This window comes from Parapedobacter sp. 2B3, from assembly GCF_041925275.1.
Classification (GTDB): domain Bacteria; phylum Bacteroidota; class Bacteroidia; order Sphingobacteriales; family Sphingobacteriaceae; genus Parapedobacter; species Parapedobacter pyrenivorans_A.
In genome coordinates this window covers 60983-74080 of record NZ_JBHEUZ010000012.1, presented here as the reverse complement: position 1 = coordinate 74080, position 13098 = coordinate 60983, and the positions used below count along the sequence as shown (strand labels likewise).

Genomic DNA, 13098 nt, shown 5'->3' with positions numbered 1-13098 from the left:
AACTTGCAGTATGTTTTATCATAAACATCCAATAAGTTCTATTAATACCACATGGCACAATGAATAAATTCTTAATCCTCTCCACATTCGTGGGCGCATCGCTTTGCACAAGTGGCATCGCTTTGGCCCAAAACCGCATCGAATTCAAGGAATTTGAGCTAGAAAATGGTCTCACCGTGGTGATGCATCAGGACAAGACCACCCCCATCGTGGCTGTATCCGTGATGTACCACGTGGGTTCCAAAAACGAGAACCCCGAGCGCACCGGGTTTGCCCACTTCTTTGAGCACCTGCTCTTCGAAGGCACCGAAAATATCGGCCGTGGCGAATACATGAAAAAAATCGAGTCGATTGGTGGCACGCTCAATGCATACACATCAAACGACATCACCTATTACCACGAAGTGGTACCGGCAAACTACCTCGAAACCGCCCTCTATATGGAAAGTGAGCGGATGCTGCATGCCAAGATCGACACCATTGGCGTGGAGACCCAACGCAGTGTAGTGAAAGAAGAAATGCGGCAACGCATAGACAACCAACCGTATGGAACCATCTTGCAAGAGACCTTCAAACGGACGCATTTGGTACATCCCTACAAATGGCCGGTTATCGGATCACTGGACCACCTGAACGCTGCAACGCTTGACGAATTCATGCAGTTTTACAACACCTATTACGTACCCAACAACGCCGTATTGTCTATTGCGGGCGATATCGACTACGACCAGACCGAAGAATGGGTACGGGCGTATTTCACCGAGATTCCTGTAGGTACCGGCACCATCAACCGGCCCACGGTGACCGAGCCCCGGCGGACGGAAGAAACTCGCGATGTGGTATACGACAACATCCAGCTGCCCGCCGTAATCCAAGCCTATAACCTGCCGCCGAAAAAACACAAAGATAGCCATGCGCTGAGCATGCTCTCTACCTATCTTACGGGCGGGAAAAGCTCGTTGCTGACCAAAGAGGTGGTAGATAAGCAGCAGAAAGCGGTAGCGGTGGCTGCATTTCCACTAGACTTGGAAGATGGCGGTGTATTTTTGTTGTACGGGATTGCCAACATGGGCGTATCGGCAGACTCGCTGGAGTATGCCATAGACGAACAATTGGAGAAAGTGATTGCCAACGGCATATCGGAAGACGATTTCCAGAAGCTACAAGCACAGGTTGAAAACGCGGTCGTAAGCCGCCACGCCTCCGTGGCCGGCATAGCCGAAAGTCTGGCCGAAGCGAAGACGTTTTTCGGTGATGCCAACGAGGTGAACCGCGAAATGGATAAATACAACGATGTATCGCGTGCCGACATCCAGCGCGTGGCGAAGGAATACCTCGGTAAAGACGGGCGGGTGGTGCTCTACTACCTCCCGAAACCCGCTGACAGTGAGTAATCATCCAACCCTTAAGCAATGACCATAAAAAAGACAACAATGACTAAGTTCAGCATATTTCTCTTGGTAACTCTGTGCGGCACGGCAACCGCCTTTGCACAAGCAGACCGCAGCAAATACCCGGAACCCGGACCTGCCCCCCAAATCAATATCGGTGACCCTGCTACGTTTACCCTGCCCAATGGCCTGAAGGTATTTGTAGTGGAAAACCACAAGTTACCGCGGGTGACCTACTCCTTGGTATTAGACCGTGACCCCATCCTAGAGGGCGACAAGGCCGGGCTCACCTCATTTGTGGGCGAGATGCTCATGGGTGGCACCACGGCGCGCAGCAAAGACGAGCTCGACGAAGCCATTGACCGCATCGGAGCACGCATCAGTGCATCGTCTACCTCGGCCAATGCATCGTCACTGACAAAATACAACGACCAGTTGCTCGACCTTTTCGCCGACGTTTTATTCAACCCGGCTTTCCCGCAGTCCGAATTGGACAAGCTGAAAAAACAGGCCATCTCCGGGCTGGCAGCAGCAAAGGAAGATCCCAACAGCATTGTTGGTGTGGTGCGAAATGCCGTGATGTATGGCAAGGATCATCCATACGGCGAGACCGAAACCGAAAAGACCGTGGAAAATGTGCAGGTGGAAGATATCAAGGCCTATTACAACACCTATTTCAAACCGAATATTGCCTACCTGGCCATTGTAGGAGACATTACGGCGGCGGAAGCGGAGAAGCTGGTGAAGACCTACTTTTCGGACTGGCAGCGCGGTGATGTACCGAAACATGATTGGCCTACACCACAAGCGCCGGCGGGCAACAAGGTCATCCTCGTAAACCGGCCGGCCAGTGCCCAGTCGGTCATTAACGTAGGGTACCCGCTTGTATTAAAGCCCAATAACCCCGACGTTATTGCCGTATCGGTTGTAGCCGACATCTTGGGTGGCGGGGCTTCGGCGCGGCTTTTCCAGAACTTGCGCGAAGATAAAGGCTACACTTATGGTGCTTATGGCAGCATCAGTCCGGACGAATTGGTAGCGCGGTTAAACACCAGCGCGAGTGTACGCAATGCAGTAACCGATAGCGCCACACAGGAGTTTATCCACGAATTGAAGCACATCGGCGAGCATTCTATTACCCAAAAAGAGCTCGATTTGGCCAAGGCATCCATGGCGGGTAGCTTCGGCCGGTCGCTGGAGCAGCCTGCAACGATCGCACGCTTTGCCATCAACACCGAGTTGCAAGAGCTACCGAAAGATTACTACCAGAACTACCTGAAAAACTTGGATGCCTTGACGCTGGATCAAATCAATGCCATTGCCGGCAAATATGTACATGCCGATAACCTGCAGATTACCGTTGTAGGAAAAACCGATGATTTCGCTGATCAGATGGCCCGGTTCGGCGATGTGCAATACTATACAGTTACCGGTGATCCGGAAGTGAAAGTGGCCATCACGGACGCAAGCATCACTGCGGAAGGCGTGGTAACGAAATACCTAGAAGCCATCGGTGGCAAGGAGAAACTGGCCGCCGTCAACACCATCAAAACGGTGAGCGAGGCGGAAATACAGGGAATGACCATCACCATTGAGCAATTGGTGGATAAAACCAAAGGCATCGCGGTGCAGAACACGAAACTCGGCCCACAGGTATTATCTAAGGTAGTGGTTACCCCCTCCAATGTAACAGTGACCGCGCAGGGGCAATCGCAAGAGTTGCCGGCCGAAGCCGCCTCCGCGTACCAATCCCTCCTGACCATCTTTCCCGAGCTCACCTATGCAACGGACGGTGCTACTACGCTTGAGCTGGATGGCATCGTCAACGTAAACGACGAAGAAGCTTACAAGCTAAAGGTAACCCAGGGAACGAACGTATCCGTGGCCTACTTCAGCGTAGCCTCGGGCCTCAAGCTGAAAACAGAAAGTGAACTTTCGGGCGAAACGACCATCGAAAATTACCGGACCTACGATGGCATACAGCTACCGGAAACCGTCTCCATTGTCAGTAAAATGATGCCCATGCCGCTGAAAGCCGTAACCAAGGCCGTGGCCATCAACGGCGAAATCGGCGATGAGGAACTGAAGTAGTTCCCCGCATTCAAAAGCAAGCTATCAATGGGCACGCATGCGTGCCCATTTTTTTTTAAAACCGTATAAATTCGTCGATCTGTTCGTTAGTAAACCGTAAGGTATCTTCCCGATAGAGGTTACCCAGGTCATTGAGTTCCTGGAAAATGTGTGGGATATGGATGCGCAGCGGCAATACCTGCAGGCGGACGTAATGGCACACACCGGTAAAATGGTCCACTCCGCGTACATTGCCATACTTACCGCTCGATAACCCCACCAATGCTGCCTTTTTGTTAAAAAAACTATTGGGAAACTGGCAAGCATCTACAAATGTCTTCAATATCCCCGGAAAGCTGCCATTGTATTCGGGGATAACAAAAATGAACTTTTCGGTAGCCGTAATACAATCTTGATAAGGCTGGAAAGCGGCACTACGGCTTTTATACATATCGGCGGTAATAAAATCGGCCGATAAATCGGCGAGCGAAAGGATATGCGAATCAACGCCCCGCTCGGTGAGTTTTTGCCGATAATAAGTAGCCAGCTTGAACGTATTACTATGTGGGCGGTTCGTGCCGGATATGATGGTTATCATAATGGATTAAATTAAAAAAGCGTATCTTAGCCCGTCGCTTTCGCAGTTACTAAAATGCCCAAAAGTACAAATTAATGGATACTTTTGGCGGGCGAAATAATAAAGAGCGCTAATTTTTCATCACCCATGGGTAAAATCATTGCAATAGCTAATCAGAAAGGAGGGGTGGGTAAAACAACTACCTCCATTAACCTGGCAGCCAGTTTGGCGGTGCTGGAATATAAAACGTTGTTGGTAGACGCAGACCCCCAAGCCAACTCAACATCGGGGATTGGCTTCGACCCCCGCACGGTCAAAGCCAGCGTGTATGAATGCCTGGTCAACGACCTCAATCCACGCGAGGCCATCCAGCATACCGATACGCCCTACCTCGACCTGCTACCTGCGCACATCGATCTGGTGGGTGCTGAAATCGAGATGATCAACCTGCATGAACGGGAATATAAAATGCGCGGCATCCTAAACGAAATAAAAGACGAATATGATTTCATCGTAATCGATTGTTCGCCTTCGCTGGGTCTGATTACCATCAACGCGCTATCGGCTTCCGACTCGGTCATCATCCCGGTACAATGCGAGTATTTCGCTCTTGAGGGGTTGGGTAAGCTGCTAAACACCATTAAAATCGTGCAGAACAGGCTCAATACCGCGCTGGAGATCGAAGGCATCCTCCTCACGATGTACGATGTGCGGCTACGGCTTTCCAACCAAGTGGTGGAAGAAGTGCGCACACATTTCAATGAACTTGTCTTCGAAACCATTATCCAGCGCAATACGCGGTTGAGTGAAGCGCCTAGCTTCGGTATTGCCGTCATCATGCACGATGCAAACTGCAAGGGGGCGATTAATTACCTCAACCTGGCTCGGGAAATCCTTCAGAAGAACAACCTTACCAAAGAAGAAACAGCACACGTAAGCGTATCGTAAGCCATGGCAGCACAACAACGGAAAATAGGTTTGGGTAAGGGATTAAGTGCATTGCTCGATACCTCCGAAGAGGTAACGCATCGATCTGCCGGCAGCAGCGGTACGGGCGAATTGAAAGAACAGCGAATACCGGCCGGTATCAGTCCGGTTCCTATTTCCCAAATTGCGGTCAACCCTTTCCAACCACGCACAGATTTCGATGGGGAAGCGTTGCGTGAACTAGCCGACTCGATCGAACTCCAGGGGTTGATACAGCCGATTACCGTGAGGCAAACAGCACGGGACACCTACCAACTTATCAGCGGCGAACGGCGGCTCCGTGCGGCTAAACTTGCCGGCCTAACGGACATACCGGCCTACGTGCGCACAGCAAACGATCAGCAGATGCTGGAGATGGCGCTCATTGAGAACATCCAGCGCGAAAACCTCAATGCCATGGAAGTGGCGTTAAGTTTCCAGCGGATGATCGAAGAATGCAACCTCCGGCAGGAGGAACTCGGCGAACGCGTGAGCAAAAACCGATCGACGGTAACCAATTACCTGCGGTTGTTAAAACTGCCACCCGTGATACAGGCGGCCATCCGCGATGGGCAGCTCAGTATGGGCCATGCACGGGCACTAATCAACATCCCCGAAATCGACAAACAGCTATACATTTTCCGCGAGATAGTCAAAAAGGGACTTTCCGTACGGAGAACGGAGGAATTGGTACGCGATATGCAGCAACAGGCCGGCAAGGGCGTGGCCAAAAGCCCGAAAAATACAGCCCTGTCCTTCCAATACCAAAAAGTAGAAGACGACTTGGCATCCAAGTTCTCGACACGGGTACGGCTGAAAGTTTCCGATAAAAAAGGAAAGGGCGCCATCGAAATCCCCTTCCATTCTGAAGACGACCTGAACCGGATTCTTGAATTATTGGATTGGTGATGAATCGACTGCTTATTATCTTGCTGGTAGCATTGGTATCCGCGGGCGCCCTATACGCACAGGAAACCGATAGCTTACGGCACGATAGCATCCCCAAACCAGCGGTTGATAGCGTAAGTGCCGCCGCTGCCGACACGATTGCCGCGGAGACCCGAAAGGAACGGCGGGAACGGGAGAAACGGGAACGGGAGGCCGCCGAGCAGGAACAGGTCGTGTTTAAGGATTCTGCGAGGTTGGCATTGGAAGCCCTTTCCAATAGGCCATGGAAGCGCTCACTGATGGTACCCGGCTGGGGCCAGATCACAAACGGTGGATGGTGGTGGGCCAAAGTGCCGGTAATCTATGGTGGTTTCGTGAGTGCCGTATTGATTTTCGAGTTCAACAACCGATATTACCACGATATTCTCGGAGAAGTGCAATACCGAATTAATAATAACCACGCGATCCCGCCGGATACGAAATACCCGCAACTTGGAACAGGTAGCCAGATTACGGACTATATGATCACTGCGAAAGACTATTACCGCCGAAACCGTGATCTCACCATCCTGGTTACATTGGGTTGGTGGGGGCTTCAGACCGTAGAAGCCTACGTCAACTCAATGCTCAAACACCGATGGGAAATAGGCGATGACCTGGCTTTCAACATTGGGCCTACCCTGTTGGCCAGCCCCGGCTCATCATGGACATACCAGGCCCAGCCTTATACCATCGGCGTGAAAGTGGGGGTTAGATTTTGAGCGCTTGACATAAGGCTTATGACTAAAAACATAGGACTAAAGACTTACGACTAAAGACATAAGACATGAACATCGTATTACTCGGATACGGCAAAATGGGACAGCTGATCGAGCGCTTCGCCCAGAAACGCGGACACCACATCCACCTGATCGTGGATGAAAACAACCGCGACAATATGGATGCGACGGACCTAAGCGGAGCCGATGTGGCGATTGACTTCAGCAGACCGGAAGCCGCAGTGGCCAACATTGACCTATGTTTTGAGGCCAATGTACCCATCGTGGTAGGTACCACAGGTTGGTATGACCAACTTGAAGCGGTAAAAAAGCGGTGCCTGGATGGTAACAAAACCATCCTCTATGGCTCTAACTTCAGTATAGGGGTCAATGTATTCTTCCACATCAACAAGTTGCTGGCAGCTGCAATGAGCCCTTATAAGCAATACGACGTGCAAGTGGAGGAGATTCACCACACCCACAAACTGGATGCGCCGAGTGGCACCGCCATTACCATTGCCGAGGGGATTATCGGGCATAACGATGCGAAGACGGGGTGGATAAACAACCTGATCGGTGAAGGTGAAGAGGCTGTTCCGAAAACGCACGAGTTGCTCATTGAAAGCCATCGGATCGATGAAGTACCCGGCACGCACACCGTACTGTACAGCTCGGAAGTGGACCAGTTGGAATTTAAGCACACGGCGCATAGCCGCGCGGGTTTCGCGCTGGGTGCCGTGGTTGCCGCCGAATGGTTGCAGGGCCGTACAGGATTTTACCAAGTGACTGAGATGTTTAACTTTCATCTATAATAACTTGTTCTTCAGCGGCAGATGAGAGATCGATAAACTTGTATATAAAAGCAAGTTTATCTAAGTTTGGCGGGCATATATAGTAGACAGCTAATAATCATATACAAAACAAAAACCTAACATATGGGATACATCGTTTTTGCCATCGTGCTTATCCTCATCCACTTTGGGCTTTGGAAGCTATTCGTAAAAGCCGGCCGCAAGGGTTGGGAATCGCTGGTACCCATCTACCGGGAATATGTCATTACCAAGATAACCGGGCATCCCGCTTGGTGGGTAGCCCTGCTGCTCATCCCGATTGTCAATATCTTCATTTTTTATGGGTTATACCTCGATCTGGTCAAATGCTTTGGCAAGCGCCGTTTTTGGGAATATGCAGCTATGGTACTATTGCCCTTCGTAGTGCTGCCATGGTGGGGCAACGACCCAAAAGTCGTGTACCTCGGCCAATCGTTCAGTGCCGAATTCAAGGAGAAATATCCATACAAGAAATCCGTTGCCCGGGAGTGGGCCGATGCCATCGTATTTGCCGTCGTGGCCGCTACATTGATCAGGGGATTCCTCATCGAGGCGTACATGATTCCCACTGGCTCCATGGAGAAAAGCTTGCTGGTGGGCGACTTCCTGTTCGTGAGCAAATTGAACTACGGCCCCCGGATACCGATGACCCCGGTAGCCTTCCCTTTTGCACACCACACCATGCCGATTGTCGGTGGGAAAGCCTATTGGGAAGGTATAAAAATAGGGTATAAAAGGCTTCCCGGATTCCAGGACATCGAGCGCAACGATGTGGTTGTGTTCAACTACCCGATGGAGGCTGATGCACCCTTCAACCGCCCCATTGACAAACGCGAAAATTACATCAAGCGCGCCGTAGGCATGCCCGGCGACACCATTTCGCTGCGCGGAGCCAACCTGTACGTCAATGGCGAACCGGGTTTCAAACCGCCGCATAGCCAAATGGATTATTACGTCTATACAGACGGAACCGGCTTGAACCCACAGCGGCTTACGGATATGCGCATCGACTATAACCCTTATGCGCGCGAGCCCTACCAGCTTTTCCTTACCGACGAGGCTTATGAAGAAGTGAAGGGGTGGGCCAATGTCACGAAAATCGTCCCCAATATCAGGCACCAGGACACCCATGAGCCGGGCATATTCCCGAGCAATTCGTTATACCACTGGAATATCGATAATTTCGGCCCACTGGTCATCCCCAAACAGGGGTGGACGGTTACCCTGGATAGCTTGACGCTGCCGCTCTACGGGCGCGTTATCCGGGTATATGAAGGCAACGAGTTGGAAAGCCGCAGTGACGGCGTGTACATCAACGGTGCCAAGGCCGATAGCTACACATTCAAAATGAACTACTACTGGATGATGGGTGACAACCGCCACAATTCGGAAGACGCGCGGACATGGGGCTTCGTGCCCGAAGACCATATTGTAGGCAAAGCGCTGTTCGTATGGCTAAGCTGGGATGAAAAGGGTACGTTCTTCGACAAGATACGTTGGAACCGCATCTTTATGGGAATCAAGTAATACCGTTTCTTACCGCAGTTGCTCTTTGTATCGCTTGATGGTTTCTTCCAATCCTAGGTATAGTGCATCGGCGATCAATGCATGGCCAATGCTCACTTCCAACAACCCGGGTATATGCTGGTTGAAGTACCGCAGATTATGCAAGTCGAGGTCGTGCCCTGCGTTGAGTCCCAATCCAACCTGTTGAGCCACCTTTGCGGCCTCGAAGTAAGGTGCCAAGGCTCGCTCAGGGCTATCCACGTAATCCCGCGCGTAAGCTTCCGTATACAGTTCCACGCGGTCGGCACCGGTTTCGGCCGCGGCTTCTACCATGGCAGGATCGGCATCCACGAAAATGGAGACCCGTATACCTTCGCCCTTAAACAACGCGCACATATCTTGCAGGTATGACCGATGTTTAAGCGTATCCCACCCATGGTTGGAGGTGATCTGTCCCGGATCGTCCGGAACCAACGTAACTTGTGCGGGCTGCGCATCCAAGACCAACCGCACGAATTTCTCTTCACGGCTATTGCCCTCTATGTTCAATTCGGTATGGATGGCCGTCTTCAGGTCAAACACATCTTGGTAACGGATATGCCGCTCATCGGGCCGCGGGTGCACCGTGATGCCTTGGGCGCCAAACCGCTCACAGGCCAGCGCGGCCTCCAGTACGTTGGGGTTGTTGCCGCCCCGCGAATTGCGGAGCGTTGCGATTTTATTGATATTGACCGAAAGTCGAGCCATGGTTATTGTTTTTTGTCTAGCAAAGATAGAAACTTAGGTAAGCTATATGGAGAACTTTTTATTAACTTGCCCAAGATATGGACTTGCAGAGCTTCGACTTCAATTTCCGGTTGCTTGATATCGTCGACATCCTTCTCGTGGCTGTCATCCTCTACTACGTATACAGCTTGATACGGGGCACCATCGCAGTCAATATCCTGATTGGCTTGGGGCTCATCTACGTTATTTTCCTACTCGTTAAGCAATTCAACATGCATTTGCTCACCGAGATTTTCGGCGGTTTCATCAGCGTGGGCTCGCTGGCGCTGGTGGTGGTCTTCCAGCAGGAAATACGGCGGTTCCTCATCCATATCGGCAAGAACATTTCCGTGAGGCGCAAAAATTTCCTGTGGTCTGTTTTCGTGAGCAAAAAAGCCACGGAGCACGACCATCACGCTCACCTCAAACCCATCATCGACGCCTGCCGAAGCCTTTCCAAATCATACACGGGCGCCCTGATCGTATTTGCCAAATACTTTGATGAAGAGTATTACCAAACCAGTGGCGAGTACATGAATGCGCATTTATCCAAGCGTCTGCTGGAGAGTATTTTTCAGAAAAACAGCCCGCTGCATGACGGGGCAGTGGTTATTGTCGACTTCAAGATCATGACGGCCAGTTGCGTACTTCCCCTGTCTGAGAGCGAGGACCTACCGCTCCATTTCGGACTTCGCCACCGTGCCGCCATCGGCGTTACGGAAGTGAGCGATGCAGTGGCGGTGGTGGTATCGGAAGAAACGGGCGAAATATCGTTTGCCAAGGATGGCAATGTAAATATGAACATCAGCCACGAAGAACTTGAAGAGTTGCTGAACGCTTCCCTATAAAAGCACACAGCCCCCACACGTGGGTGTAGGGGCTATTTGGCTTATGACACGGATATGTTTCGCTAACCTATTTCTTGGCTTGGACAATCACCTGGTTATTCAGCTTCACGTACTCGTCGTTGTTTTGCTCCCTAGCAATCTCAACGCCTTGGGTAGCCGTTGCAATGGCTCCCTGTTTATCGCCCGCCTTTAATTGGATGAGTGCTTTCCAATACTTGATGTAGGGTGCGGGGTTCGGTGACTTATCGGCCTCGTTGACCCACTCAAGTGCCTTTTGGATGTCCTTATCGTTTTTGTAGTAATATTGCGCAGCCTGGAAATACGGCTTACGTTCCCCTTTCATCGCTTCGTCGATCGATGCCATGATTTCAGCGTCTTGATCAACCACCAAATCGAAGCTTATCTGTGTCTTTTCCCAAGCGATATTCAACCGTGCGCGCTGTGGCTGCACATCGGAAAAAGAAATGGTAAAGGTTTCCACCGCCTTACCCAGCCGTTCGGGTTTCACGTCGAAACGGAACAAATCCTCTTCCTGCTTATACGAATAGGCCCCCCACTGCTCGCTATTCTTGCTGAAGATGACGGTCCACTTGTTTTTACCCGGTATGGTCAATAGCCCGTAGGTGCCTGCTTCCACACGGGTGCCCGCAATCGTCACCGCATCATCAAACGTAAGTGTCGGGATGCCGTTCGCACCGGTGCGCCATACTTGGTCATAGGGTTCAAGCCCGCCAAATATCTTTCTGCCGTTCATGTTGGGGCGACTATACTTCAGCGTTACCGTACTGATACCCAAACCTTGGGTAATCGTCTGCGAACTACTCGCCGGTGGCAGTTTAACTTGGGCTGCTGCCGGTTGCCAACCCACGGCAATCACCAAGGCAATCATTACAGTGTTCAATAACTTTTTTTTCATCTTACATGTCGTTGGTTACAAGGCCCGAATTTAAGCATATTAGGCAAGCATCCGTCCAACATTACCGAAATATTACAATTGCGGCATACTAGCGGAAAGACGTGCCGCGTTAATAGGTTATTATTTATTTCACCAAGTCCTGTTTTCCTGCACCTATCAGATCGGTGCAGGAAAATCAGGCGCAATTTCCGGCTTGTATTTAATTGGCTTTCTGTTCCTGCCCTACTTTGTGTCCGTAACTTGCAAAATAAAGGAGGTAAAGATACGCTGGAATCATAGCGTATAGAAATGCGTGTTGGAAATCCACGCCAAGCGTGTCTTTTAAATAGCCGTAAACCAATGGCCAAATCGCCCCACCTGCTATACCCATAATCATGATTCCCGAACCAACCTTGGTGAACCGACCTAACCCTTTAATGCCTAATGGAAATATCGCCGGCCACATCAGTGCATTGGCCATTCCCAGAAATGCCACGAAAAAATAAGACGTCAGCCCTGAAGAGAATACCGAAATACAAGTGAACGCAATACCGACCAACGTACAGACCCTGAGCGCCGCCTGCTGCGAGATAAACCGCGGGATGGTTGCAATGCCAATAAAATAGCCCAAAAGCATGCAACTGAGGGTGAATGCGGTACCATACTTCACAAAGAATGGGGGGAGTGACAATAGTTGCCCATACGTACCGATGATATCGCCAGCCATCACTTCAACGGCCACACAAAAGAATATGGCCAACGAGCCCAGGAAAAGGTGGGGATACTGGAAAATGCTGCTTTTCTTTTTGACGCCCACCTGCTCTTCTACCACCTCTTCTTTGTTGACATCAACCTCGGGCATCTTCACCACATATACAATGACGGCGAGGATGGCCACGCCAATGGCCATTCCGATATATGGGCTATGGATCCTTTCCGAGAGCTCAACCAGCAATGCGTCATGTTCAGCCCCTGTCTGAAGATCCTTTATTTTAGTCGAAATCCGGTCGTAGTCTTTTAACAATATACTTCCAAGAACGAAAGGGACAATGATGCCGGCGGTTTTATTGAAAATGCCTACAATGGAAATCCGTTGGGCGGCACTCTCGATGGGGCCAATGATACTGAGATAGGGATTGATTGCTGTTTGGAGAAGTGCCATTCCCGATGCCTGGACAAATATAGCGGTCAAGAACAAACCATAACTTAACTGCGATGCGGCCGGCAATATAATCAGCGCCCCGACCACGATCAAAACCAAGCTGAGGACGATGCCGGTTTTAAAGCCGACCTTAGCCAATATCCACGAACTGGGAAGCGCTAAAAAGAAATAAGCGATGTAGGATGCAAATAAAATAAAGAAAGCCTGTAAATCGGTCCCTAAATTAAACGCCAATCGCACGAATGGAATAAGCGCCCCGTTGGCCCAAGTGATGTAACCTAGGATAAAAAACAGTGCGCAGCATATGATCATCGGCAATAACGCTGTCTTCTGTTGAGTTGGTGTAGCATTCATTGATTTATAGTTTACTTTCCATTTTTAGGTGGGTGGTTTATACACCACCCAGTCTGCAAGACTATAAAATAAAATCAACATTTGAAAC

12 protein-coding genes are annotated in these 13098 nt (G+C 50.5%); 8 read left to right on the top strand and 4 right to left on the bottom strand.

All coding sequences use genetic code 11. The features are described from left to right. The first annotated feature begins 59 nt into the window (after nt 1-59). On the top strand, nt 60-1394 hold the full coding sequence (locus ACEVG1_RS14205) for a M16 family metallopeptidase (protein ID WP_374744410.1): 1335 nt from the start codon (nt 60-62) through the stop codon (nt 1392-1394). A 39-nt stretch (nt 1395-1433) separates the two neighbouring features. After that, nucleotides 1434-3482 (top strand): M16 family metallopeptidase, encoded by a 2049-nt coding sequence (locus ACEVG1_RS14200; RefSeq protein WP_374744409.1) that lies wholly within the window; start codon nt 1434-1436, stop codon nt 3480-3482. Nucleotides 3483-3537: 55 nt separating this feature from the next. Here the strand turns inward: ACEVG1_RS14200 and ACEVG1_RS14195 are convergent, their stop codons facing one another. After that, entirely contained in the window at nt 3538-4059 is a 522-nt protein-coding gene (locus ACEVG1_RS14195; protein ID WP_374744408.1) for an NADPH-dependent FMN reductase, read from the bottom strand. 126 nt (nt 4060-4185) lie between these two features. Between ACEVG1_RS14195 and ACEVG1_RS14190 the strand changes: the two genes are divergently transcribed. The 5 genes from ACEVG1_RS14190 to lepB all read left to right on the top strand — a co-directional run bounded on the left by ACEVG1_RS14190 (nt 4186) and on the right by lepB (nt 9007). Continuing rightward, on the top strand, nt 4186-4986 hold the full coding sequence (locus ACEVG1_RS14190; RefSeq protein WP_374744407.1) for a ParA family protein: 801 nt from the start codon (nt 4186-4188) through the stop codon (nt 4984-4986). Nucleotides 4987-4989: 3 nt separating this feature from the next. After that, the gene (locus ACEVG1_RS14185; protein WP_374744406.1) at nt 4990-5913 is read left to right on the top strand and encodes a ParB/RepB/Spo0J family partition protein; all 924 of its coding nucleotides are present in this window, start codon (nt 4990-4992) and stop codon (nt 5911-5913) included. Further along, nucleotides 5913-6653: a DUF5683 domain-containing protein gene (locus ACEVG1_RS14180; RefSeq protein ID WP_374744405.1), complete on the top strand. Its 741-nt coding sequence runs from the start codon at nt 5913-5915 to the stop codon at nt 6651-6653. The genes ACEVG1_RS14185 and ACEVG1_RS14180 overlap by 1 nt, the downstream gene beginning before the upstream one ends. A gap of 65 nt (nt 6654-6718) precedes the next feature. Beyond that, nucleotides 6719-7462 carry a 4-hydroxy-tetrahydrodipicolinate reductase gene (gene dapB / locus ACEVG1_RS14175; protein WP_374744404.1) on the top strand — a complete coding sequence of 248 codons (744 nt, stop codon included), beginning with the start codon at nt 6719-6721 and terminating at the stop codon, nt 7460-7462. A gap of 123 nt (nt 7463-7585) precedes the next feature. Further along, nucleotides 7586-9007 carry a signal peptidase I gene (lepB, locus tag ACEVG1_RS14170; protein WP_374744403.1) on the top strand — a complete coding sequence of 474 codons (1422 nt, stop codon included), beginning with the start codon at nt 7586-7588 and terminating at the stop codon, nt 9005-9007. A 9-nt stretch (nt 9008-9016) separates the two neighbouring features. Here the strand turns inward: lepB and ACEVG1_RS14165 are convergent, their stop codons facing one another. Further along, on the bottom strand, nt 9017-9733 hold the full coding sequence (locus tag ACEVG1_RS14165) for a pyridoxine 5'-phosphate synthase (RefSeq protein ID WP_374744402.1): 717 nt from the start codon (nt 9731-9733) through the stop codon (nt 9017-9019). A gap of 77 nt (nt 9734-9810) precedes the next feature. Here ACEVG1_RS14165 and cdaA point away from each other — a divergent pair, with 77 nt between their 5' ends. Continuing rightward, entirely contained in the window at nt 9811-10599 is a 789-nt protein-coding gene (cdaA, locus tag ACEVG1_RS14160) for a diadenylate cyclase CdaA (protein ID WP_374744401.1), read from the top strand. 67 nt (nt 10600-10666) lie between these two features. On the opposite strand, the gene ACEVG1_RS14155 is transcribed toward cdaA, so the two are convergent. Together ACEVG1_RS14155 and gluP are read right to left on the bottom strand one after the other, a co-directional pair. Further along, complete coding sequence (locus ACEVG1_RS14155) at nt 10667-11515, bottom strand: DUF2911 domain-containing protein (RefSeq protein WP_374744400.1); 849 nt, start codon at nt 11513-11515, stop codon at nt 10667-10669. Between the two features lie 199 nt (nt 11516-11714). Further along, nucleotides 11715-13010, bottom strand: a complete 1296-nt coding sequence (gluP, locus tag ACEVG1_RS14150) for a glucose/galactose MFS transporter (protein ID WP_374744399.1) — start codon at nt 13008-13010, stop codon at nt 11715-11717. Nucleotides 13011-13098: the final 88 nt, after the last annotated feature.

Coding starts and splice junctions, on each gene's coding strand:
- ACEVG1_RS14205 (WP_374744410.1), top strand. CDS start 60: ATGAATAAATTCTTAATCCTCTCCACATTCGTGGGCGCATCGCTTTGC.
- ACEVG1_RS14180 (WP_374744405.1), top strand. CDS start 5,913: ATGAATCGACTGCTTATTATCTTGCTGGTAGCATTGGTATCCGCGGGC.
- cdaA (WP_374744401.1), top strand. CDS start 9,811: ATGGACTTGCAGAGCTTCGACTTCAATTTCCGGTTGCTTGATATCGTC.
- lepB (WP_374744403.1), top strand. CDS start 7,586: ATGGGATACATCGTTTTTGCCATCGTGCTTATCCTCATCCACTTTGGG.
- ACEVG1_RS14200 (WP_374744409.1), top strand. CDS start 1,434: ATGACTAAGTTCAGCATATTTCTCTTGGTAACTCTGTGCGGCACGGCA.
- ACEVG1_RS14165 (WP_374744402.1), bottom strand. CDS start 9,733: ATGGCTCGACTTTCGGTCAATATCAATAAAATCGCAACGCTCCGCAAT.
- ACEVG1_RS14185 (WP_374744406.1), top strand. CDS start 4,990: ATGGCAGCACAACAACGGAAAATAGGTTTGGGTAAGGGATTAAGTGCA.
- ACEVG1_RS14155 (WP_374744400.1), bottom strand. CDS start 11,515: ATGAAAAAAAAGTTATTGAACACTGTAATGATTGCCTTGGTGATTGCC.
- gluP (WP_374744399.1), bottom strand. CDS start 13,010: ATGAATGCTACACCAACTCAACAGAAGACAGCGTTATTGCCGATGATC.
- dapB (WP_374744404.1), top strand. CDS start 6,719: ATGAACATCGTATTACTCGGATACGGCAAAATGGGACAGCTGATCGAG.
- ACEVG1_RS14190 (WP_374744407.1), top strand. CDS start 4,186: ATGGGTAAAATCATTGCAATAGCTAATCAGAAAGGAGGGGTGGGTAAA.
- ACEVG1_RS14195 (WP_374744408.1), bottom strand. CDS start 4,059: ATGATAACCATCATATCCGGCACGAACCGCCCACATAGTAATACGTTC.